Source organism: Vibrio sp. YQ_11 (assembly GCF_043103065.1).
GTDB classification, from domain to species: Bacteria; Pseudomonadota; Gammaproteobacteria; order Enterobacterales; family Vibrionaceae; genus Vibrio; species Vibrio parahaemolyticus.
This window is the reverse complement of the sequence record NZ_JBICJM010000006.1, coordinates 316,709-337,709: the sequence shown is the minus strand read 5'-3', so window position 1 is coordinate 337,709 and position 21,001 is coordinate 316,709. Positions and strand designations below refer to the sequence as shown.

The window sequence follows — 21,001 nt, the reverse complement described above, 5'->3', positions numbered from 1 at the left end:
GGATTCGCACCTACAACGTCTTGATGGTCAGGTTTGGGGCGGCATCACCCTCGCTCAGATAATGGCTACCGCTGATCACCACATAATCGCCTTGCTCAAAACTTCCGGTCACACACGCTTGGTATGCGTCGATAGAGTCAAGATTGACCGGCTCTGAATGAATAACCGCATCACGAACCACATTCACGTGCAGAGTTTGTTTCTCCCCCAAAATTGCAGAGTAAGGAAAGCAATGGCTTGAGTGACTGGTGTTGAGCGCGGTATTTACTGTGACGGCTTTACCGTTGAATAGCGCACTGGAAATCGAATCGATGTCTAGCGTGACGGTATAGGTTTGTTTGAGCAGGTGCTTCTTCGGCGCGATTTCTGCCACGGTTGCTCGGTAGGATTGCTCCGAATCATACCAAGTCAACGATGCTGGCTGACCTAGTGCGAATTGCGCAATCATATTTTCCGGCACGTCGATGTCCACTTCCCAGCTGCCTTCTTGCTGAATTGACACAACACTGCCGCCCGGCAAGGTTTGTTCATGTGGATCAACAGAAACGTCGGCAACAATGCCAGTGAATGGTGCACGTAGAGTGGTGTAACGTAGGGCATCTTTTGCACGTTGGATGTTTTTCTCAACCACTTTGACGGCAGAGAGGCTACGTTCGTAGCTGCTGATGGCTCGGTCTAAGTTTACGCTGGCAATGGCATCATCAGAAGTTGCTTGTTTTACGCGCTTTAACTCGGCTTTCGCGAGTTTGTGGGCTGATTGCGCTTCTAACATGCGCGCTTGTAATTCTTCTAGTGAGACTTGGTAGTCGTGCTTGTCCAGCGTGGCAATGACTTGGCCTTTTTCTACCACGCTGCCTTTATTTACGAACACGCTTTCCACGGTGCCGGGTACACGAAAAGAGAGTGAGGCGGTTTCTTTTGCTTTTACGATCCCGCTGAATGATTTATTGAGTTCTTCATTCCTTTCATTGACTTCAATCACTTGAACGGGTCTGGATGCGCTTGGCTCCTCAACCTGAGGTTGAGCTTGATTACAGCCGAGTAGAGAGAGCGCGATAGTGCTCAGCGCAGCGGTTTTGATTTGATGATTCATAAGATGGCTCCATAATTTCGGCGCCATCTTATAATTCACAGATGTTCAGATAATCATGCGTGCGCATGATTCAATGTCACAAATTTTATGACAATAAATGCAAACTACAAAAGTTTTGGGATTTTATTGCACAAATGTTCAATAAGTAACCGGCTGGCTTGGTTCAGCGTTTTCGGTTGAGGATAGAGCAACCACCCCGTTTCTTCTGTGACAGCATATTGAGACAATACTTGCACCAATGCACCGGATTCGAGCTCATTTTTTACCAACAGTTTTGGGATATAACTGATGCCGCGGTCAAGCACTGTGGAGCTTTTAATAAAGCCGATGTTGTTGGAAATGAGTTTCGGTTTGAGCGCTACGTTTTGTTCCTGAAAATGCCAAAGGTTGTCGACATTGCCATTTGGCCAACGAAAACAAATGCACTGATGATCGCTCAACTCTTCTAATGTGGCGGGCGTGCCGTGAGTTTGAAGATAGTTCGGTGAGGCAACGACACATCGGTCTAGCGTTAAGATCTTTCTCGCGACAATGTCTGAATCAAACAGCATGCCGCCGTGCAGTGCGATGTCCAACCCCTGCTGAAACATATCAATAAAGCCATTGTTGATATTGCGAATGTCGAGTTCAACCTGCGGGTATTGATCCTGAAATTCAAACAAAATGGGTTGAAGAGGTTCATAGGTTTCTGGCAGAAGGCCAAGTTTGATTTTTCCTCTGACCTCGATGCTTTCGTTACTGGCTTGCTGGTTTGCCGAATCAAGCAAGGTGAGTACTTTTTGTAGATCTTGGTAGTAGGCATCGCCTTTGTTTGTCAACGAAAGGCTGCGAGTGGTGCGGTGAAAAAGTTGCGTTCCGAGGTAACGTTCTAGTTCTCCAATGCGTCGACTTACATTTGCTCGTGGCAAGTCCAAAGCATTGGCTGCCGCTGTAAAGCTGCCAAGTTGGACGACTTTGGTGAACAGTTTTAGATCGTCAATTTTCACTCTTGAACTCCATACTCTTTGAGTGCCGTGCTAAACCCTGACACTCTAGAGTATTGATGTGTGGTATACAAAACTTATTATTAATTATCGAAATATAAATAAGGACTTCAACATGTTGAGATTTATACAACGTCGCCGCATTAAGAAAGTGATTAAGCTTATGAGTACCAGATTGATGGTGGGATACGGCAGTCGTGAGTACTTTTCCGTCGGTCAGGTAAAGACGAGCACCAGCGAGTTAAGCACGTGCCAACAAAAAATTGCGTTGGCGTTGTATGCGAATCCGCAAGATCTTGATTTGGAAAACCAGCCAGAGTTGCAAGCCATCCGCTCTGATGTGGCGCATGACTTCTTTGCTGGTGTCGATTATACCGCTCAGGATGTGCTTCATTTATTCGGGGCTGGTGGCTGGAAAGGCGGTAGAATGGAAGATGGAATGTCTCATCATTTTGGTATGCACAGTCGCTATTAAAAACGCGCATTAATTTTATAAATTCGATAAATATTTTTGCTGTTAAAGATTAATTAAATTTTCTTTCAATTGGGTAACAATTACCTAATTATGCACCCGAATCCCAGCGCGTCGCTGGACTGGTTGGATCGCATACCATGAAATTAATCATCAAAGGATTGGGGCTGAGTGCTCTTGTGCTCAGCATGTTTGCTCATGCAGATAGCAAAACGTTGAACGTTTATGCATGGGGTGGCTATTTGCCGGAAGCATCGTTAAAAGCGTTTGAAAAACAAGAAGGCGTTACGATTAATTATTCTACCTTTGAGAATAATGAATCAATGTACACCAAGCTAAAATTGCTAAAAGGTTCTGGTTACGATGTGGTTTTTGCTTCTGCGTACTTCATTGAAAAAATGGGTCGAGAAGGGCTGCTTTCGAAAATAGATCACGCTCAAGTGCCAAACATGCAAGACACAATGGACGGCTTACTCGGCCAAGCGCACGATCCGAAAAATGATTACTCTTTGCCTTATATTTGGGGCATTACCGGGATCAGCTACAACGAATCCATGGTTGAGCAACCAGTGACAAAATGGGCTGACTTATGGGAGTCGCAATACGAACAACAAGTCATGTTGATTGATGACGTTCGCGATGTGTTCGGTATGGCGCTGAAGAAAAATGGCCATAGTGTGAACACCAAAGATGAAGCAGAAATCAAACAGGCTTTCGATTCTTTAGTGGCACTGAAAAATAACGTATTGCTGTACAACTCAGATGCACCTCAAGTCCCTTACGTGTCCGGTGAAACATCGGTCGGCATGCAATGGAACGGCAACGCATTCCAAGGGCAGGTTGAAATGCCTGAGCTGAAGTTCGTGATGCCGGAAGAGGGCGCGGTATTGTGGATGGACAACTTCACTATTCCGTCTGGCAGTAAAAACAAAGCATTGGCGCATAAATTTATTAACTTTATGTACCAATCAGAGAACCAAGCGGAAATCGTGACCAGTTTGGGTTATGCGTCGGCAACGAACGCTGGGCGTGACAAATTGCCAGAAGATTTGAAAAACAACCGTACTATTTTCCCTTCATCAGAAGACATGAAAAAAGGCGAGTTTATTAATGATGTTGGCGCAGAAACGTTAGCGATTTACGAAAAGTACTGGCAACGTTTAAGAACGCAATAAGCAACGTCTTTGCCTATTGTTAGGCTTAAAATCGTTCAAATTTGGATTCCCCTCATCACGAAAGTAGTGAGGGGAATTTTTATAGGCTTTGTACTGCGAGTGTTGCTACGCGGCACGCTTTACGAGGCAGAAGTGCTTTTTACCGCGTTGCAGTAACCAGTATTGATCGAACAGTGGGAAGCTCAAACTCGGGTTATCAGCCGACACTTTTTCTCCGTTTACACTGATGGCGTTGTTGCTGATGTGTTCGCGTGCAACACGCTTCGAACTTGCTAAGCCCGACTCAATCAACAGCTCAACCAAATCTTGTTGTGCGCTCTCAATGCTTGGTAAACCATCCAACTCCAATTGTTTTAATTCACCCAAACTCAGTTGTTGCACATTACCGCTGAATAAAGCTTGAGTGATGCGCTCGGCGCTAGCTAGGCCTTCTTCGCCATGAACAAATCGCGTCATTTCCTCAGCGAGAATACGTTGTGCTTGCGGTTTACCTTGGCTTGCTTGGTCTTGCGCTTCAATGCTGGCAATTTCTTCGCAGCTCAAGAATGTGTAGTAACGCAAGAAGTGGTAAACGTCGGCGTCTTCTGCGCCAAGCCAGAACTGGTAGAACGCGTAAGGAGAGGTCTTGCTAGGATCTAGCCATACTGCACCACCTTCAGTTTTGCCAAATTTGGTGCCATCGGATTTGGTGATCAGCGGCAGAGTTAAGCCAAATACTTGCTCACCATTTTGACGACGAGTTAAATCGATCCCACTAACGATGTTCCCCCATTGGTCATTGCCACCGATTTGCAAACGGCAACCGTATTGACGGTTTAGCTCGGCAAAATCGTACGATTGCAGCAGAGCGTAGCTAAATTCGGTGAAGGAGATACCTTGGTCAGGGCGTTGCAGGCGTTGTTTTACCGATTCTCGGTTGATCATAGTATTGATCGAGAAGTGCTTACCCACATCGCGGAAGAAGTCGATCACATTGATTGCTCTCATCCAGTCAGCGTTGTTCACCATGATCATTGGCTTGCTCAATTGGTGATTCATCAACTGTTGAATTTGGTTTGAGAGATCGTTAACCCAGCCTGAGACGATTTCCGCTGAGTTCAGACTGCGCTCAGTCGCTTTAAAGCTTGGGTCGCCAATCATGCCCGTTGCACCACCGATCAGGGCAACGGCTTGGTGTCCGGCATCTTGAAAGCGCTTAAGCATAATCAAAGGCACGAGGTGGCCGATGTGCAAGCTGCCTGCAGTAGGATCGAAGCCGCAGTAAACGGTTTGAGGTTGTGAGAGAAGTGTCTGAATTTCTTCCAAATCGCTGGCTTGTGCAATCAAACTACGATCTTGTAAATCTTGCAGTAATGGTGTCGTCATTCTTTTTGTCTGTTTTAGTGGTTGTTGTATTCAGACTAAAACGCGACACCTTTTGTCGATATATCCCTAAAGGGATGGTTTTCTATTTTGAGTGCATGATCAGGTGGTTGAGGAACAATTGAAACAGCTCACTCAACGATGAAACATTAAGCTGAGAATAGATGCGCTTTCGATGGTTTTTTACTGTGCCTTGAACAAGATGAAGATGCGCAGAAATTTCTTTAGTATCAAACCCTTGAGCAAGGAGGGAGGCGACTTCCTGCTCCCGTCGAGTCAGTGACTCTATGCCAAATGAGCTTAACGCCTGCTCAATGGCAACCTTCATATTGCCTGTGTAGGCGTCTGGGCGAACTACGGGCTCTGATAAGTTAAACTCGGCTTGTTTCCAATGCTGTTGGCACAGCGATTGAAGAACAGAAAAATGCGAGCGCAAGCTGTTGATTTGCGCGGCAGAGAAGCGTTTACCTTCACGCAAGCAGCCAAAATAGAGAATTACCCAACGACCGGATTCGATTTCTACCAGCATGCTGAGTTCATCTTTCCAACCTGTTTGATCGTAAAACTGCTTTCGATACGTTTGATATTCGATGCCTTTTTTCGCCACATCTTTTAGGGTGAAGATGCCTTGTTGCTTGTGCTGGTTGAGGTTTTGGAAAAACGGATCGTTTTGAAATGAGTTGGTCAGGTAACGTTGAAATAGCAACTCACGTTCATTTTCAATCGAGTCATAAAGATAGATCGGATGTTTGCCTTCTCGGTAACCAAGAATGATCGCGCAATCAAAATCGAAAATTGAGTGAATCACGCTCATCAATTTTGGGGTGAAGTTAGGCGTGTTTAAAGCAGAAATTGCTTCTGCGAGTTGCGCGTTAAAGTTTTGGTTAGGCATGCGATCATCGAGTTGACATGATTTAATTTTGCGCAAGCATAACCAAAAGCAATCCAACGAGAAAGGGAAGTCACCATCTTCTCGTGACTTCCCCCTAAAAAGTTGCTCAGGTACTCAGTTTTGCGTTCTCGATTGTTAATTCTATGATTGTTAATTCTCAGATTTTTATCAATTCCTGTGAAACCATTCGTTGTTGTGAAGTGTTTTCAATCAGAGCAGGTCAATTACTGGGCGTTGGTGAGCTCTTCATTTACCCAGTATTTTGAACCAGATACGTTTGCATCGATAAGTAAGCCTTTTGAGTTGAGCTGATAAACGGCAACGCCGCTGTTGAACTGCGCGGAGAACTCTTCGGCATCTTCGCCTGCAACTGCTGAAGCTTCGCTGGTGGCTTCCCAGCCTTCGTTGACGAACGTATCGAAGTCCTGTTTGCTTTCAAACAAAACCACTTGCTGATAAAACTTGCCCCCGAGGCCTAGCGCAACCCCCATACCAAACATGTTCATGTAGGTGCGTTTTTCGGTGGTCTTATCTACCGCCACACCAGATCCTGAATTAGTGTGGAAAAGCAAAGAGAGCTTGCGAGAATCAAAAACGGCGTAGCCGTAAGCTTTATCGTAAATCGCTTTCGCTTCTGGTTTTTCATTAAAGAGTTTGAGTAAGGTGCTATCGGCCATCAAATCAATCGCTTGACGCGCTTCTTCTGGCGTGTCGCCTTCCATCAACTCATCAATTTTTTTGTCTGCGGCATCTATCCATTCTTTGCTTTTTTCGATACTGGCATCTGTCCATTCGCCAGCCGTATTGATTGCTTCTTCGGACCAATTCGTGAAATCTTGCCACGCTTGTTTTGAAAAGGCTTTAGTGTCGTCCCAAACATCTTGCGCAGTATCCGAAACCGCTTCGCCTAGCTCAGACATTTTGTTGGATATCTCGTCCCAATCTGCATGAGCAGGAGAGGTGAGTAACATAAGTGTGGTTAAGATAACGATCGGCTTTTTCATTAGAGCTCGTCCTAAACGTGGTCGGTTTTATTTCATTTTAGGTGAAATTTGGGATAGGGAAAATTGACGATGATTCTAGGTTGGGATTGACGTCACGAACTCACGTACCCTTGACAAGGGCGTGATATAAGCCCAACAAAAAAGCCCTCAAACCGCAGCTTGAGGGCTTTGTCTCATTGGTTTAGGAGCACTTGTGTTAAGTGGCTTCCTTTCGGCAAATTACTTGCTAACTTTACCTAGTTGTAACCAAGTGTCGATAACGGTGTCTGGGTTGAGTGAAACAGAGCTAATTCCTTGCTCCATCAACCATTCCGCCAAATCTTCATGATCTGATGGGCCTTGACCACAAATACCTACGTACTTGCCAGCTTTGGTTGCAGCATCAATCGCCATTTTCAGCATGATTTTCACCGCTGCGTTACGCTCATCAAATAGGTGAGCCACATCGCCAGAGTCACGGTCTAGACCAAGCGTTAGCTGAGTCATGTCGTTTGAACCGATAGAGAAGCCGTCGAAGTACTTCAAGAACTCATCGGCAAGCACTGCGTTTGATGGCAGTTCGCACATCATGATGACTTTCAGACCTTGGTCACCACGGCGCAGATCAAACTTCGCTAGCAAATCGATAACCGATGCGGCTTCGCTTGGCGTACGCACAAATGGGATCATGATTTCAACGTTCTTCAGGCCCATTTCGTTACGAACGCGTTTGATGGCTTGCGTTTCTAGCTCGAAACAGTCTTCAAACACTGGAGAAATGTAACGAGACGCGCCACGGAAGCCTAGCATTGGGTTTTCTTCATGCGGTTCGTACGCTTTACCACCAACCAAGTTGCTGTATTCGTTCGACTTAAAGTCAGACATACGAACGATGACGCGTTTTGGCCAGAAAGCAGAAGCGATGGTCGCAATGCCTTCCGTCAGTTTACTTACGTAGAAATCGATAGGATCTTTGTAACCACGAATGCGCTGTTTGATTTCCGCTTTCAGCTCATCGCTTTGAGCGTCAAAGTTCAATAGTGCTTTAGGGTGAATGCCGATCATCTTGTTGATGATGAATTCAAGACGAGCAAGACCAACGCCTTCGTTTGGAATTTGTGCGAAGTCGAACGCGCGATCAGGGTTACCCACGTTCATCATCACTTTTGTTGGCAACAGTGGCAGTTCATCAACAGAAGAGCGTTTTACTTCAAAATCCAAGTCGCCTTGGTAAACGTAACCTGTTTCACCTTCTGAACAGGAGACGGTTACGGTTGCGCCATCGGTCAGTTTGCTCGTCGCGTCGCCACAACCAACGATAGCAGGAATACCTAATTCACGAGCGATGATTGCTGCGTGACACGTACGTCCACCACGGTTAGTTACGATTGCCGATGCTTTCTTCATCACTGGTTCCCAGTCTGGGTCAGTCATGTCTGTGACAAGCACATCGCCTTCTTGAACCAGTGACATTTGGTCTAGAGAATCAACCAAACGTACTGGGCCTTTACCGATGCGTTGACCGATAGCACGGCCTTCGACAAGCACATCGGCTTTGTTGTTCAGTTCGTAACGTTCAATCACGTTTTGTTCTGTTTGAGAACATACGGTTTCTGGACGTGCTTGAACGATGTACAACTTGCCGTCGATACCATCTTTTGCCCATTCAATGTCCATTGGACGTTGGTAGTGCTTCTCGATGATCATCGCTTGTTTAGCCAGCTCTTTGATCTCTTCTTCGTTTAGAGAGAAGGTGTTGCGCTCTTCTTCTGACGTATCGATGATATCAACTTGCTTGCCGATCTCTTGGTTGTTTGAGTAGATCATTTTGATCAATTTCGAACCAAAAGTTTTCTTAACGATCGGGTGCTCACCCGCTTCAAGCATTGGCTTGTGAACGTAGAACTCGTCTGGGTTTACCGCACCTTGAACGACCATTTCACCTAGGCCCCAAGACGATGTAATGAACACGACTTGGTCAAAGCCAGATTCAGTGTCTAGCGTAAACATAACACCAGAAGAGGCTTTGTCTGAACGAACCATGCGTTGGATACCCGCAGATAGCGAGATACCACGGTGGTCGAAACCTTGGTGTACACGGTAAGAGATCGCACGGTCGTTAAATAGAGAAGCGTAAACGTGCTTTGTGGCTTCTAGTACTGCGTCGATGCCTTTCACGTTCAAGAACGTTTCTTGCTGACCAGCAAAAGAGGCGTCTGGTAGGTCTTCCGCTGTTGCAGAAGAGCGAACCGCTACCGAAAGCTCAGTGTTGCCTTCGATAAGTTCTTCATAATTATTGCGAATTTCTTGTTCAAGATCCGCAGGGAAAGGGGCTTGTAATACCCATTGACGGATGGTAGCGCCTGTCTTACGCAGAGCTTCAACATCGTCAACGTCCAGTTCGTCAAGTAATTGGTGAATACGCTCATCCAAACCTTCGTGGTCAAGGAATTGGTTAAACGCGTATGAGGTTGTCGCAAAGCCATTTGGTACTGATACGCCAACATTAGCAAGGTTAGAAACCATTTCGCCAAGTGAAGCATTTTTACCGCCGACTTTGTCGACATCATCCATGGATAGGCCATTGAACCAGAGGGTGTTCTTTTGCATGTCTTTCTCCAGAAACATTGCAGCTTAGTAGGGGGACTTAAATCAATCCAAACAAAGTATTTGTCTCAATTGATGTCAAAGGCAAACGATTACGTTCTGGCTCAAAAAAATTCTGACGAATTTTAAAAGCTGTGGGGAACCTAACTGAAAGCCAAACTGGTTTATTAATATTATGTTTACCATCCTACTCAAAAGATTTTGAAAAATTAAACAGAAATGCAAATAAATAACCAAAGTCGTGATGTGTTCTATGTTTCTGACGGTACGGCGATAACATGTGAGACATTGGGCCATGTTGTTCTTGGTCAATTTCCTTTCATTCCTAATGAAAAAACCTTTCCTTTTGTAGAAAGCCAAGACAAAGTTGCGGATGTTGTTAAAGAAATTGAAACATCCTACCAACGCAACGGCGTTAAACCGTTGGTGTTTTTCTCGATTGTGGTGCCTGGTGTGCGCGAAATGCTGCTAGAAGCTCCGGCATACAGCTACGATGTGCTTGAAAGCATTGTACAAAAGGTGCAAGACGACATTCAGATGGCTCCCGCCCCGAAGTTGCAGCGCTCTCGCAGTGTAGGGAAAGATTCCGATACCTATTTTGACCGTATTGCGGCGATCGAATACACCTTGGCTCACGACGATGGCATTACACTGAAAGGCTTGGAACAGGCGGATATCATTCTGCTTGGTGTATCGCGCAGCGGCAAAACACCAACCAGTTTGTACATGGCGATGCAGTTTGGCTTGCGCGTGGTGAACTACCCGTTTATTGCCGAAGACGTCAAGATGATGCGTTTGTTGCCAGAGTTCGAGGTGCATCGCCACAAACTGTTTGGCTTAACCATTACGCCTGAACGTTTGAATAAGATTCGTGAGAATCGCCTGTCGGGCAGCGACTATGCCAGTGAAGAGCAATGCAAGTTGGAGTTGGACACGGTTGAAGCTTTATTCAGAAGAGAAGCGATTCCTTACATCAACACGTCGTCATTGTCGGTAGAAGAAATTTCAACGCGCATTCTTGAGAGAGCTGGAATGAAACGCCGTTTGTTCGGCTAGTCACTTGGAGGATAGGAGGTTGCTATCAACCTCCTCTTTACGTATTACTGGTTATCAATTATCAGCTTATATGGTTGTTCCTTAGTAGTACTGGAACATCTTCTGAACGTCTTGATAGTTCTTCGTTTGCGTGAGTGACAACATCAGCAAAATACGTGCTTTTTGTGGGTTTAGTGTGCCTGATGCAACAAAGCCGTATTTATCATCATCAATTTCTGCGTCCAAAGTCGTTGAGCCAGTTGGCGTGCGAGAGCTTCTGACGACAACAATACCATCTTTGCTCGCTTTTTCTAGCTCATCAAAGACCGTGTGGTACAAGTTACCATTACCCACACCAGCACTCACAATACCGTCAAACTTGGCATCAACCAAGGCTTTGACTGGCAAGCTCGACGCATTTGCATAGTTATAAACAATGCCTACTTTAGGTAGTGTGTTGAGTTTTGATACATCGAATGGGGTTTCTGTGGTGTGTTTACGTTCAGGGCTTCTTTGGTACTTTGCATCGCTGTTGTGAATGTAGCCAAGAGGGCCGAAGTTTGGAGATTGGAACGTACTTACCGAGGTGGTGTTGGTCTTCGTTACATCTCGCGCATCGAAAATGGTGTCATTCATTGCCACTAGTACGCCGCGGCCTTTTGAGTCCTCATCGGTTGCAGTAACAACAGCATTGTATAAATTGACCGGGCCATCGGCACTCATGGCAGTAGATGGTCGCATCGCGCCTACGATCACAACGGGCTTGTCGCTCTTCACCGTTAAATCAAGGAAGTATGCGGTTTCTTCCAACGTATCCGTACCGTGGGTGATGACGATACCGTCAACATCATCTTGAGCGAGCAGCTCGTTAACCCTTTTCGCTAACTTCAGCCATACCTCATCGTTCATGTCTTGAGAGCCGATGCTGACGACTTGCTCACCAGAAATATCCGCAATGTTGGTCATGCTCGGCACAGCAGAAATTAATGATTCGACGCCAACTTTACCTGCGGTGTAGTTCGACTCAGTGGCAGATTGACCTGCGCCAGCGATGGTGCCGCCAGTCGCGAGGATTTTGATATTAGGAAGATCGGATTGGGCGAACGACAAAGAACTGAGGCACAAACCAAGGGTAATCGTACTGAGGCGGAAAAGATTTTTTGTCATGGGAATCACCTGCTTTTAGGTTAGATGTTGGTTGGGGAACAACCTCTATCCTAAAAACAGAACGGGAGAATTTTTGAGCACAAGCTCAACAAATTGCAGATGAAAATCGTGATCAACTAATCACTTAAAGAATATCAAATCAACCAGTTAACCTAATTAACGTGCTTCTTTAACAAGTGAGATGTACCAGCAACCTGTTCAACATTGAACGAAATACCAGTGATGGATCTGTAAGTAAGAAGTGAGGGCGTGTTTTGCTAAGAGATGTAAAGGGAAGGAGGATAGGAGTTAAGCTTTTAGAAGATTAAATGGCCTGCAAACATAGCGCAAAAAAAAAGCGGCTTTACCCCGGAACAGATAAGCCGCTTGCCAATGATGTGCGATACCAGTCAGAGTTGGTATCGTTTCACATCTTATCGCATAATCATTTGTTCACGACCTGGACCAACAGAGACCATTTTTACTGGTACGCCCATCAGTTCTTCAATGCGTAGAACGTATTTCTGTGCTGCTACTGGTAGCTCTTCAAACTTACGACAACCTGTGATGTCTTCGCTCCAGCTTTCCATTTTCTCGTAGATTGGTGCTAGTGCTGCAGTTTGAGGCCAGATTGGGTTTTCGCTGTGGTCGCCTTCGTAGCCAACACAGATTTTTAGATCGTTAAGGCCTGTCAAACAGTCTACTTTCGTTAGCGCAATTTCAGTTGCTGCTTGCAGTTCAACACCGTTCTTCGTAGCGACTGCGTCGAAGTAACCCATATCGCGTGGACGACCCGTAGTTGCACCGAACTCGGCTGCAAGTTCGCGGAAAGCATCTTGCTCTTCCATTGCAGTGATCAACGTACCAGTACCTACTGATGAGCTGAATGCTTTTGCAACCGCAATAACGCGTTCAGGACGAAGTGCCGGAAGGCCACTACCGATACCCGCGTACATTGATACAACGTTAGAAGATGTTGTCCAAGGGTACTCACCGTAAACAAGGTCACGACCCGCGCCAAGCTGTGCTTCGAACAATAGTGTTTTGTCTTTTGCTTGTAGCTCTTTTAGAGGAAGCGTTACGTTGCAAATTGAATCGCGCCAAGGTGCAGACACTTCTAGCAACCAGTTCGCCATTTCTTCAGCGGTTTGTTCGAACTCGAACGTCGGGTAAAGCGCACGCAGTTGTGGCAGTTTCCAATCCATCATGAATTGAAGGCGTTCAACTAATACTTCTGGTTGCTTCAACCAACCAACTAGGATGCCTTTCTTCATTACGCGGTCACCGTACGCAGGTGCAATACCTTGACGAGTTGAGCCGTATGCTTTGTCGCCTAAACGCTGTTCTTCTAGCGTATCTTCTAGTGCGTGTAGAGGTAGACACAGTGTCGCGCGATCAGAGATGCACATATTCACTTTTACGCCCGCTTCTTCAACTTCCGCAATCTCCTGAGACAGCAACGCAGGGCTGATAACCATACCCGGACCTAACACTGCCAAACAGTCAGGGTTGAATACGCCACTTGGTAGCTGGTGCAGCTTGAACGTACCTAGGTCGTTAACCACGGTGTGACCCGCGTTGTTACCACCTTGGAAACGAATGCTCGCAGAAGCTTGCTCTGCCAAAAAGTCAACGATGCGGCCTTTGCCTTCATCACCCCAGTTTGCACCCACAACAACGATAGACGACATAATTTAATCTCCAAAAACAGATGCAAAAATCTTAAGGTGTTCGCCATAATAAGAGAAATTAATTATACTCATTAACTTGATAAGAATCTCATATCGGAATTGGCAATGTTAGATTTGAACTGGCTGCGAACCTTCGTAACTCTTGCAGAGGTAAAACATTTCGGCAAAACAGCGACGGAACTGCACATGACGCAACCGAACGTAAGTTTGCATATCAAGCAGTTGGAGCAGGCTACGCGTACCAAATTGATTGAACGAAATCCTGTGCAGCTGACGCAAGCGGGGAAGCGTTTGTTAGCTACGGCGCAGCGGATGCTTAATGAGCTGCAAATTTGTCAGTCGGATCTCAATGCCATCAACGATCTTACGCAGGGGACGCTTTCTATTGCGGCGAGCGATATCGTTTCACGTTTACTGCTTATCAAACCATTTCAGCAATTCAAAAGTGAATACCCGGGTATCGATTTGGCATTGTTCAATACCACGTCTTCTCAAGCGGTGGATTTGGTGAAAAGTGCGCGTGCCGATATCGGCTTTGTTATCGCACAAAAAGAGAGTCAACCGCTGCATTTTACACCTCTCACGCAGATTCACTGGTGTGCGTTTGGCGATAACATTTTTGAGTGGCAGGACAATCGAAAAGAGAGCCAGACGCTGATTCTGCTAGGGCACGATACTCGAACCCGAGAGTTGATTGATGCGTCTTTACCTGAGTTAAATCTGCCTAAGCATCGCGTGATGGAAGTGGGCAGTGTGGAAGCTCAAATTGACTGGGCTGAAGCGGGGTTTGGGACTGCTATTGTGCCGGATTTCTCGCTCGATCCGAGATTAAAGCTTTCCCGAGAAGTTACGCCTTTGCCAAGTTTTCCAAACACTGATTTCGGCTACATCGTGCGTCAAAATCAAGTGTTATCCAAAGCGGCAAAACAATTGTTGGCTTGGGTTGGCGAGAATGTGTCGGTGGTTGAGGGCTAAGACGATGAAAGAAAAGGCGGTGAAAGAGACGAAGATTACGATTTCGCTCCCATCCTTGATTCACCGTATTGGTGGCGACCATGCTAAGCGAGCGAAAACACTCGCAGCAGAAAAACAGTGTGATCTTAAGCGAATTAGGCGATCTCGTAACTGGCAGATCTCAGGAGAGGCTTTGGATGTAAAAGCGTTTTTAGATCATCTTAAAAGCGAAGAGGCAGAGGTGATGCGCTTTGCGATCAACAAGATCGAGCAAGCTCTACTCGCTCACCAAGACAAGTTGGAACCTTTGGACGTGAAGTTGATACGTTTGGTGAGACAAAACCCAAACATCACCTTAGCGGAGTTGATGGCAGAAACGAACTGCACGTTGGTTCAAGCTCGCACGGCACGATTTGAGGCTGAGTTGCTTTAAGATTGGTTTGTGGTTTACTCACTTTAATGGCAGATGTTAGGGTACTAACCAAAATAACTCACTAAGACCATTTTATTATGGATATTTGGAAGCTTCTCCTTTTTATTCCTGCTTGCTTCGCTCTCAATATGGCTCCAGGCCCAAACAATTTATTGGCAATGAACAACGCCCGCTGCTATGGATTTAGGGCCGCATTTGTAGCCAGTTTAGGCAGAATTGCCGCTTTTTCAGCAATGATTGCGTTGTCGGCATCTGGCTTGGCCGTGATTTTGTATACGTCAGAAATGTTATTTTTGGCAATAAAGCTGGTAGGGGCGCTGTATCTACTTTGGATTGCATTTAACCTTTGGCGTTCAGAGTCTAGTCCGATCTCTGATTTGGACAACTCGCGCAACTACGCAGGGCTTGCGAAGCAAGAACTTACGCTTGCCGCTGGCAACCCGAAAGCGATTCTTATCTTTACTGCTTTCTTGCCGCAATTTGTTGATGCTAATGCCAACGTTCAAGAGCAGTTCTTTGCACTTGGCTCAACGTTTTTGATTTTAGAAATGGTCGCCATTTCAATCTATGCCATCTTTGGTTTGTACTTAAGACACTGGTTTTCAAACCCGAAAATGGCGAAACGTTTCAATCGCGGGTGTTCACTCTTTTTGACTGTCTCTGGCGTGAACTTGCTGATAAGTAAGCAATAACGACGTACATTGTTTCTGTCACACATTCTTTCTATAAAAAAGAGCCGCTTGATGTTAAATCAGCGGCTCTTTTCTTTAGTTTATGTGTTGCTGGTTGTTTACCACATCAAATCATCTGGAACGACGAAATCTGCGTATGGATCGTCTTCTGCCGGAATATCAGATTTTGCTTCTTTCTGTTCGATGATGACGGATTCATCACGTTGAGCAATTTTATTCGCTACTCCGCGCGGAATGACAACGTAGCTTTCACCGACAATAGCAATAGCCAAAATGCCTTTGATCAACTGTTCGCGGATAAGTGAATCTACATAAAGTGATTTCACTAGTGTACCGTGTGTGAAGTTGTATTTGATGTCGCCATCTTTTAGCTCGATCTTGTTCATCTCAATCAGTTGATTGATTTGCGCTTTGATCTCTTTGCTTAGACGCTCTGCGTTTTGTTGTTGGCTTAGCTGTTTGTCTCGCTCTACCTGCTGGCGTTTACTCTCTTCAACCGCCGCTTTAACTTCGCGTGCTTGAACGCGTGATTTCTTTGAGCCTTTTTTCGCTTTCTTTAGTTTTTTCTCGTTAACTAAGCCCGCTTTTAGCATTTGTTCTTGAAGGGTAAGTTTCGCCATGTTTAATCCAGTTAGTGCGCAATTTTCTGCATTTTAACCAGTCATTCTCTGCAAAGAAAGGGGAGTGGCTTTTTAAGCGAGAAAAGCCTCAAGAATTGCCAACAAAACATGGTCTGCTCACCCGTTTAACTCTGCTTATCTAGCCGCTATTTTATCTAACCGCCATTGCCTTGGCGATTTTCCCGTCCAGCGACGAAAGTGGCGGCTGAAGACCGCAGTTTCTGCATAGCCCAGTTGCAACGCGATATCGGTAATACTCTGAATATTCTCACTTAAACGCTGCTCAGCGAAATCCTGACGCACTTGCTGCAATAGCTGTCGATAACTTGTGCCCTGCTGTTTCAGCTTGCTTTGCAGTATTCTCGGATGCAGGTCCAATGCTCTTGCAACGCGCTCAACGCTGCATTCTCCGGTTGAGAGCAAACGACCAATCATGTTTGCCGCTTGGTCACTGAGATTGTTGGGGTAACGGGTTTGCAGCTCTTTGAGGTGCTGTTGAAAATGGCGCTCTAGTGCGTCTTCATCTTGGTGGTTCTTAGCGTTGAGCAGAGTCGCTTTAAGTAGGATACCGTCAAACTTATCACCGAAACGCAGTTTGTTCTGCTGGGCAAATTCGCTCTGTTCTGCCTCGAAGCTTGCGTGTTGGGTGAGGTGTAAAGAGAAGTGGCTCGCTTCAATATCAAGCAGACTGGCAATAAACATCGCCAGATGCGATACACTCAACTGCATCAACTGTGCGATACCGCGTTCGCTGTGCACATCAATACTGAGCGACAACCGTACCCAATCATCTTGTGGCGTCATGTTGAGAGTGACCCCTGACGAATGCAGATAGAGAAAATCATTCACCCGCGCCAAGGCATCACCGACCGTTTCTGCGCGAGAAACCAACATCGGCAAATCGCCCAAACTTTGCAGGTTTTGGCGCTCGGCGAGTAACGCACCAAACAGCGGTTGTTGACAACGAGCAGCCGCTTCCTCCAGCAATTCAGCCAACCTTGGATAAGCGAGATAGGTATCGGGGTCGCGAAATTGCGCTGCAGACAGCCCGACGGCAGCCATAATCTCAACCGGATTCTGCCCTAGTTCGGAAACCAAGCTATCAAATTTATCGGCGGCGCCACTTCGTACGATATACATGTCTCGATTTTCAAATGTTAACAACTTGTAAATCGCAATATATCAAATTTACTTCGCAAAAGGTCAAGTGAGTGTCAATGAGTTGATCTAAGTTACATTTTGATAACAACAACACATGGACGAGAAGCCGTATGGAACTTATCAATAAAACCGCGATTGTCACCGGCGCTGCGGGTGGAATTGGCCAAGCCATTATTCACAAACTGCTGGAACAAGGCGCGAAAGTACTTGCTGTCGACATTTCCCCTCAATCACTGAATGTGTATCAAGACTTCGATGCAGAGCAGCTACGAACATTTGTTGCAGACGTCACCGACTACCAAGAAGTGGAAGCCATGGTCAAGCATGCAGCCGAACAGTTTGGCTCGCTCGATATCATGATCAACAACGCGGGCATCGGCGCACCGAAACCTCTGCTTGACCACGACCCAATTGCCGATTTTGAGCCGATCTCAAAGGTCAACCAAAACGGTGTCTACTACGGCATTCTCGCCGCTGGGCGACAATTCCAAGCACAAGGCACACCGGGCGTAATTCTTAATACATCGTCTGTTTACGCGCAAATGGCGTCTGAGATGACTTTTACCTACAACGTCAGCAAAGCAGCGGTCGACATGATGACCAAATGCGCTGCATTAGAACTGGCACCATTGGGTATTCGTGTTTGCGCCGTCGCTCCGGGACGAGTTGATACTCCGATGTTAAGGCAATACGAAGAGATTGGCCTATGGAACCACATCCGCAAAGAGCAGATGCGTCAAAACTTCACACAACCAGAAGAGATTGCTGATGTGGTGGTGTTTCTGGTCAGTGAGAAAGCCAACTGTATCAACGGTTGTACCATCAGCGCATCTGACGGTTTCGAGAATTTTAAGTACCCACTTATGGGATAGGCGAGTACGCCACATTACAGCAATAGCGAGGATGTAAGTTATGTCATTACCAGAAGTTATTCAGCACCAAGATTTCTTATTAACTCTTAATACTAATGAAGAGTCGATCATCAAAGACGCGCTACCGGGTGTGGATGTTTACCCGTTGTTTCTTGATCCAGAAAACGGGACTTGGGTGGTTCGCGCCAAATTCAAACCAGGTATCACTCTGCCTAAGCACTACCACACTGGTGTGGTGCATTTCTATACCCTGAGTGGCGCTTGGCACTACATTGAGTACCCAGATCAAGTCCAAACCGCTGGCAGCTACTTATATGAGCCGGGCGGTTCGATTCATACCTTCCACTGCCCTGAAAGCTCAGGCGGTGCCGACGGTTTTATGGTGATCCAAGGCGCGAACATTAACTTTGACGACGAGGGTAACTTCATCAACATCATGGATGCAGGTTGGATTGAGCAAGTTGTTATTGCAACAGCGAAAGCACAAGGCTTTACCGCGCGCTACATCAAACCGGGTGCCATTGCTGGTCTCAGCGATGAGCTAGCGGAGTAACCCCATGCAACAGATGAACAGTATCGTAATGCAAGATGGTAGTGTCCGCCTGAAACAAGTCGAAATCCCCAAACCCGCAGGGGGACAAGTGTTGGTTCGTAGTCTAGCTTGTGGCATTTGTGGCTCCGACCTTCACATTACTCGACACGCGGATGAGGTATTTGATGTATTCCACCAGCTCGGGTTGATGCCTGATGAAGCCGGTGAGCACGCTCAAGTGATGTTGGGGCATGAGTTCTGTGCGGAAGTTGTCGAATACGGCGCCGATACGCAACAAACGCTACCCGTTGGTAGCCGAGTCACCTCAGTGCCGATGTTGCTCAGTCAAAATGGCGCGGGCGTTGGTGTTACTCCGGGTACTTATGGCGCTTACTCTGAGTACTTCCTGCTTGATGAAGCGTTATTGCTACCTGTCCCAGACGGAATGCCGTCTGAGGCGGCGGCATTGACCGAACCACTGGCGGTCGGTTTGCACGCGGTCAATCGCAGTGAAATCGAAACGGAAGAAACAGCGCTGGTTGTCGGTTGCGGTCCTATAGGGCTGGCGGTGATTGCTGCACTGAAACAACGTGGCGTCAGCAATATTCTTGCGGTCGATCTTCAGGAAGAGAAACTGCTACTTGCTAGTGAGTTTGGCGCAAATCGATTGATCAACCCGACCAAGGAAGACGAGTTCGCCGTTGGTGAGCAGTACGCGATGAACTCACGTCTGGTCATTTATGAATGTGTGGGCAAACATACTTTAATTGATGACTTCATGCGCCGTGCTCCTGCCCGATCTCGAATCGTTGTATCAGGCATTCATACGGCTCCAGCGACCATTAACTACGCGTACGCGACGGTAAAAGAGCTCGATTTGAGATTCTCTTACTACTACCAACCGCACGAGTTTGAGCAATGCCTACAAGCGATTGCCGAACACACGTTGCCTTGGCAGAAAATGCTCACCGCCAAAGTGGGAATCGACGGTGTCGAAGACGCATTTACACAGTTAATGACGCCAAATGATCACATCAAAGTGGTGATCGAACCTTGGCGCAGCGGCGCGTTAGAAGTGATTTAACTCTTAGCCAGCTTAAGCCAGCCAAAACTAATTTTAGTTTGGTGACAGCCCCAACCGTAGCAGCTAGGTTGGGGCTTTTTTTGTTAGGCCTGTTCTGCGCATTCCTGTTGCAGAGCAGGGTAATCGGTGTAGCCTCGTTCGTTTCCGCCAAACAACGTTGAGCCATCGAGTTCTGCCAACGGATGGTGATGTTGCAAGCGAGAGACTAAGTCTGGGTTTGCTACGAATGGTCGTCCGAATGCGACAAGATCCGCGTAGCCTTTCTCTAACACTTCGTTTGCTCGCTGAGGATTGTAGCGACCTGCGACAATGATAGCGTTGCGAAAGCGCTTTCTAAGTTCGATTCGAAACGTCTCGGGAATCGTTGGTGCATCGGCCCAATCGGCCTCGGACAAGTGCAAGTAGGCAATGTCGCGCTCCTGTAGCTGTTTTGATGCCTCTAAGATCGTTGGCACGATATCTGGGCAGTCCATATCTTTAAACGTAATGAATGGTGCCAATCTCACTCCAACTCGATGCGCACCAACAGCGGCGATAACTGCATCCACTACTTCGATAAGAAAACGGATACGATTTTCTCGTGAACCACCGTAGTTGTCTGTTCGATGGTTTGAGTTGGTTCTTAAGAACTGATCGATCAGATACCCATTCCCGCCGTGGATTTCTACACCATCAAAACCCGATTCAATGGCGCGCTTGGCTGCGTTCGCGAAATCACCGACAACTCGGTTGATATCCGCTTGTGTCATTGCGCGAGGCTCAACACAATCGACCATATTGCCGTTGCCTTGTTCATCTGCAATCCAAACTTGCGTCTCTACCGGAGCGAGCGCAGATGGTGCGATAGGCTGTTCACCATTTTGGAATGTTGGGTGAGACACTCTGCCCACATGCCATAGCTGACAAAACATCGCTGCGCCTTGTAATTTGACCGCTTGGGTCACACCTTGCCAGCCCGCCACTTGCGCATCGGTGTAAACGCCAGGGGTGAACGAGTAGCCTTGAGAATCGTCCGAAATTTGTGTGGCTTCGGAAATGATCAGCCCGGCAGAAGCGCGCTGTTGATAATACGTTGCCATCATCTCATTCGGGATGTTGCCCGGCTGAGTGGTGCGTGCGCGAGTCATTGGTGCCATGACAATACGGTTTTGTAGTGACAACGCTTTCAGTTGAGCTGGTTCAAACAGCTTATTTGTTCTTTGTTTCATGTTGCG

20 protein-coding genes are annotated in these 21,001 nt (G+C 46.6%); 9 read left to right on the top strand and 11 right to left on the bottom strand.

What is annotated here, in order from left to right:
• Window positions 1-10 precede the first annotated feature (10 nt).
• Both ACF8EG_RS03970 and ACF8EG_RS03965 read right to left on the bottom strand, forming a co-directional pair.
• The gene (locus tag ACF8EG_RS03970) at window positions 11-1,093 is read right to left on the bottom strand and encodes an efflux RND transporter periplasmic adaptor subunit (RefSeq protein ID WP_005464114.1); all 1,083 of its coding nucleotides are present in this window, start codon (window positions 1,091-1,093) and stop codon (window positions 11-13) included.
• A gap of 104 nt (window positions 1,094-1,197) precedes the next feature.
• Window positions 1,198-2,079: a LysR family transcriptional regulator gene (locus ACF8EG_RS03965; RefSeq protein ID WP_025577376.1), complete on the bottom strand. Its 882-nt coding sequence runs from the start codon at window positions 2,077-2,079 to the stop codon at window positions 1,198-1,200.
• 112 nt (window positions 2,080-2,191) lie between these two features.
• Between ACF8EG_RS03965 and ACF8EG_RS03960 the strand changes: the two genes are divergently transcribed.
• Both ACF8EG_RS03960 and ACF8EG_RS03955 read left to right on the top strand, forming a co-directional pair.
• Window positions 2,192-2,551 carry a DUF6559 family protein gene (locus ACF8EG_RS03960; RefSeq protein ID WP_025554572.1) on the top strand — a complete coding sequence of 120 codons (360 nt, stop codon included), beginning with the start codon at window positions 2,192-2,194 and terminating at the stop codon, window positions 2,549-2,551.
• Between the two features lie 137 nt (window positions 2,552-2,688).
• The gene (locus tag ACF8EG_RS03955; RefSeq protein WP_065764427.1) at window positions 2,689-3,723 is read left to right on the top strand and encodes a PotD/PotF family extracellular solute-binding protein; all 1,035 of its coding nucleotides are present in this window, start codon (window positions 2,689-2,691) and stop codon (window positions 3,721-3,723) included.
• 105 nt (window positions 3,724-3,828) lie between these two features.
• Here ACF8EG_RS03955 and tyrS read toward each other — a convergent pair whose 3' ends face one another.
• From tyrS to ppsA, 4 genes are all read right to left on the bottom strand, one after another.
• A complete protein-coding gene (tyrS, locus tag ACF8EG_RS03950; RefSeq protein WP_069504875.1) occupies window positions 3,829-5,088 on the bottom strand; it encodes a tyrosine--tRNA ligase in 1,260 nt (419 codons plus the stop codon).
• A gap of 82 nt (window positions 5,089-5,170) precedes the next feature.
• Complete coding sequence (locus ACF8EG_RS03945; protein WP_005498115.1) at window positions 5,171-5,977, bottom strand: helix-turn-helix transcriptional regulator; 807 nt, start codon at window positions 5,975-5,977, stop codon at window positions 5,171-5,173.
• A gap of 224 nt (window positions 5,978-6,201) precedes the next feature.
• Window positions 6,202-6,981, bottom strand: coding sequence for a hypothetical protein (locus tag ACF8EG_RS03940; protein WP_005464130.1), 780 nt, complete (start codon window positions 6,979-6,981; stop codon window positions 6,202-6,204).
• A 219-nt stretch (window positions 6,982-7,200) separates the two neighbouring features.
• Entirely contained in the window at window positions 7,201-9,570 is a 2,370-nt protein-coding gene (gene ppsA, locus ACF8EG_RS03935; protein WP_005479906.1) for a phosphoenolpyruvate synthase, read from the bottom strand.
• Window positions 9,571-9,786: 216 nt separating this feature from the next.
• Here ppsA and ACF8EG_RS03930 point away from each other — a divergent pair, with 216 nt between their 5' ends.
• Window positions 9,787-10,623 carry a pyruvate, water dikinase regulatory protein gene (locus ACF8EG_RS03930; protein ID WP_069504873.1) on the top strand — a complete coding sequence of 279 codons (837 nt, stop codon included), beginning with the start codon at window positions 9,787-9,789 and terminating at the stop codon, window positions 10,621-10,623.
• Between the two features lie 81 nt (window positions 10,624-10,704).
• Here the strand turns inward: ACF8EG_RS03930 and ansB are convergent, their stop codons facing one another.
• Complete coding sequence (gene ansB / locus ACF8EG_RS03925; RefSeq protein WP_005479812.1) at window positions 10,705-11,769, bottom strand: L-asparaginase 2; 1,065 nt, start codon at window positions 11,767-11,769, stop codon at window positions 10,705-10,707.
• A gap of 413 nt (window positions 11,770-12,182) precedes the next feature.
• The gene (locus ACF8EG_RS03920) at window positions 12,183-13,439 is read right to left on the bottom strand and encodes an adenylosuccinate synthase (protein ID WP_392419347.1); all 1,257 of its coding nucleotides are present in this window, start codon (window positions 13,437-13,439) and stop codon (window positions 12,183-12,185) included.
• A 105-nt stretch (window positions 13,440-13,544) separates the two neighbouring features.
• On the opposite strand from ACF8EG_RS03920, the gene ACF8EG_RS03915 reads away from it, so the two are divergent.
• From ACF8EG_RS03915 to ACF8EG_RS03905, 3 genes are all read left to right on the top strand, one after another.
• Window positions 13,545-14,414, top strand: a complete 870-nt coding sequence (locus ACF8EG_RS03915; RefSeq protein ID WP_005373812.1) for a LysR family transcriptional regulator — start codon at window positions 13,545-13,547, stop codon at window positions 14,412-14,414.
• A 4-nt stretch (window positions 14,415-14,418) separates the two neighbouring features.
• Window positions 14,419-14,826, top strand: coding sequence for a ribosome recycling factor family protein (locus ACF8EG_RS03910; protein ID WP_242536672.1), 408 nt, complete (start codon window positions 14,419-14,421; stop codon window positions 14,824-14,826).
• Window positions 14,827-14,903: 77 nt separating this feature from the next.
• Window positions 14,904-15,518, top strand: a complete 615-nt coding sequence (locus ACF8EG_RS03905) for a LysE family translocator (protein WP_069504871.1) — start codon at window positions 14,904-14,906, stop codon at window positions 15,516-15,518.
• A 98-nt stretch (window positions 15,519-15,616) separates the two neighbouring features.
• Here ACF8EG_RS03905 and ACF8EG_RS03900 read toward each other — a convergent pair whose 3' ends face one another.
• Entirely contained in the window at window positions 15,617-16,138 is a 522-nt protein-coding gene (locus ACF8EG_RS03900; protein ID WP_069504869.1) for a DUF2058 domain-containing protein, read from the bottom strand.
• Window positions 16,139-16,273: 135 nt separating this feature from the next.
• Window positions 16,274-17,278, bottom strand: a complete 1,005-nt coding sequence (locus tag ACF8EG_RS03895; protein ID WP_029840355.1) for an AraC family transcriptional regulator — start codon at window positions 17,276-17,278, stop codon at window positions 16,274-16,276.
• A gap of 131 nt (window positions 17,279-17,409) precedes the next feature.
• Here ACF8EG_RS03895 and ACF8EG_RS03890 point away from each other — a divergent pair, with 131 nt between their 5' ends.
• From ACF8EG_RS03890 to ACF8EG_RS03880, 3 genes are read left to right on the top strand one after another with little or no spacing between them, the layout of a single operon-like run.
• Window positions 17,410-18,171 carry an SDR family NAD(P)-dependent oxidoreductase gene (locus ACF8EG_RS03890; RefSeq protein WP_392419346.1) on the top strand — a complete coding sequence of 254 codons (762 nt, stop codon included), beginning with the start codon at window positions 17,410-17,412 and terminating at the stop codon, window positions 18,169-18,171.
• Window positions 18,172-18,211: 40 nt separating this feature from the next.
• Entirely contained in the window at window positions 18,212-18,724 is a 513-nt protein-coding gene (locus ACF8EG_RS03885) for a 2,4'-dihydroxyacetophenone dioxygenase family protein (protein ID WP_031813273.1), read from the top strand.
• 4 nt (window positions 18,725-18,728) lie between these two features.
• Window positions 18,729-19,787 carry a zinc-binding dehydrogenase gene (locus tag ACF8EG_RS03880; RefSeq protein WP_069504867.1) on the top strand — a complete coding sequence of 353 codons (1,059 nt, stop codon included), beginning with the start codon at window positions 18,729-18,731 and terminating at the stop codon, window positions 19,785-19,787.
• Window positions 19,788-19,870: 83 nt separating this feature from the next.
• Here the strand turns inward: ACF8EG_RS03880 and ACF8EG_RS03875 are convergent, their stop codons facing one another.
• Window positions 19,871-20,995, bottom strand: a complete 1,125-nt coding sequence (locus tag ACF8EG_RS03875; protein WP_005387029.1) for an alkene reductase — start codon at window positions 20,993-20,995, stop codon at window positions 19,871-19,873.
• Window positions 20,996-21,001 lie beyond the last annotated feature (6 nt).

What these genes read in the sequence shown, in the direction of transcription:
- ACF8EG_RS03910 (WP_242536672.1), top strand. Translation starts at nt 14,419, where the DNA reads ATGAAAGAAAAGGCGGTGAAAGAGACGAAGATTACGATTTCGCTCCCA.
- ACF8EG_RS03885 (WP_031813273.1), top strand. Translation starts at nt 18,212, where the DNA reads ATGTCATTACCAGAAGTTATTCAGCACCAAGATTTCTTATTAACTCTT.
- ansB (WP_005479812.1), bottom strand. Translation starts at nt 11,769, where the DNA reads ATGACAAAAAATCTTTTCCGCCTCAGTACGATTACCCTTGGTTTGTGC.
- tyrS (WP_069504875.1), bottom strand. Translation starts at nt 5,088, where the DNA reads ATGACGACACCATTACTGCAAGATTTACAAGATCGTAGTTTGATTGCA.
- ppsA (WP_005479906.1), bottom strand. Translation starts at nt 9,570, where the DNA reads ATGCAAAAGAACACCCTCTGGTTCAATGGCCTATCCATGGATGATGTC.
- ACF8EG_RS03900 (WP_069504869.1), bottom strand. Translation starts at nt 16,138, where the DNA reads ATGGCGAAACTTACCCTTCAAGAACAAATGCTAAAAGCGGGCTTAGTT.
- ACF8EG_RS03880 (WP_069504867.1), top strand. Translation starts at nt 18,729, where the DNA reads ATGCAACAGATGAACAGTATCGTAATGCAAGATGGTAGTGTCCGCCTG.
- ACF8EG_RS03905 (WP_069504871.1), top strand. Translation starts at nt 14,904, where the DNA reads ATGGATATTTGGAAGCTTCTCCTTTTTATTCCTGCTTGCTTCGCTCTC.
- ACF8EG_RS03940 (WP_005464130.1), bottom strand. Translation starts at nt 6,981, where the DNA reads ATGAAAAAGCCGATCGTTATCTTAACCACACTTATGTTACTCACCTCT.
- ACF8EG_RS03875 (WP_005387029.1), bottom strand. Translation starts at nt 20,995, where the DNA reads ATGAAACAAAGAACAAATAAGCTGTTTGAACCAGCTCAACTGAAAGCG.
- ACF8EG_RS03890 (WP_392419346.1), top strand. Translation starts at nt 17,410, where the DNA reads ATGGAACTTATCAATAAAACCGCGATTGTCACCGGCGCTGCGGGTGGA.
- ACF8EG_RS03930 (WP_069504873.1), top strand. Translation starts at nt 9,787, where the DNA reads ATGCAAATAAATAACCAAAGTCGTGATGTGTTCTATGTTTCTGACGGT.
- ACF8EG_RS03895 (WP_029840355.1), bottom strand. Translation starts at nt 17,278, where the DNA reads ATGTATATCGTACGAAGTGGCGCCGCCGATAAATTTGATAGCTTGGTT.
- ACF8EG_RS03920 (WP_392419347.1), bottom strand. Translation starts at nt 13,439, where the DNA reads ATGTCGTCTATCGTTGTTGTGGGTGCAAACTGGGGTGATGAAGGCAAA.
- ACF8EG_RS03955 (WP_065764427.1), top strand. Translation starts at nt 2,689, where the DNA reads ATGAAATTAATCATCAAAGGATTGGGGCTGAGTGCTCTTGTGCTCAGC.
- ACF8EG_RS03945 (WP_005498115.1), bottom strand. Translation starts at nt 5,977, where the DNA reads ATGCCTAACCAAAACTTTAACGCGCAACTCGCAGAAGCAATTTCTGCT.
- ACF8EG_RS03970 (WP_005464114.1), bottom strand. Translation starts at nt 1,093, where the DNA reads ATGAATCATCAAATCAAAACCGCTGCGCTGAGCACTATCGCGCTCTCT.
- ACF8EG_RS03960 (WP_025554572.1), top strand. Translation starts at nt 2,192, where the DNA reads ATGTTGAGATTTATACAACGTCGCCGCATTAAGAAAGTGATTAAGCTT.
- ACF8EG_RS03915 (WP_005373812.1), top strand. Translation starts at nt 13,545, where the DNA reads ATGTTAGATTTGAACTGGCTGCGAACCTTCGTAACTCTTGCAGAGGTA.